Origin of the sequence: Saccharothrix sp. ST-888, from assembly GCF_000955975.1 — a bacterium.
Classification (GTDB): Bacteria; Actinomycetota; Actinomycetes; order Streptomycetales; family Streptomycetaceae; genus Kitasatospora.
Genome location: NZ_JYJF01000988.1, coordinates 1 through 301, shown reverse-complemented (window position 1 = coordinate 301; position 301 = coordinate 1). Strand labels below are relative to the sequence as shown.

1 protein-coding gene is annotated in these 301 nt (G+C 75.4%); it reads left to right on the top strand.

Features of this window, described 5'->3' with window-relative positions; all coding sequences use genetic code 11:
- A partial coding sequence (locus UK12_RS42705) for a hypothetical protein (RefSeq protein WP_197085445.1) occupies positions 1–258 on the top strand: 258 nt, incomplete at its 5' end.
- Positions 259–301: the final 43 nt, after the last annotated feature.

Here is a 301-nt window from a genome sequence, read left to right as displayed (position 1 = left end):
CGCGTGCCGCTGATCCACGAACGCCACCCGAGCCGCTCGCGCTCCGACGCCAGGCGCAGCCGCCCTGCCCTGGCCCGCGCGTCCAGCACCGACGCGGCCGGGCGCGGCCTGTGCCGCGTGGCCCAGCTCGCCCAGTCCCGGGAAACGCGCTACACCGCCGGCGGCAAGGTCAACTGGGCCGAATGCGCCCTGGAGGAGCCCTGGCACGCGCCGGACATCCTCGCGAGTTGGCCGGAGGAGATTCCCGGGATCGAATGACCCGCCCTCCGGAAGGTCGCGGGGCCTGGCGTGTCAGGGACGC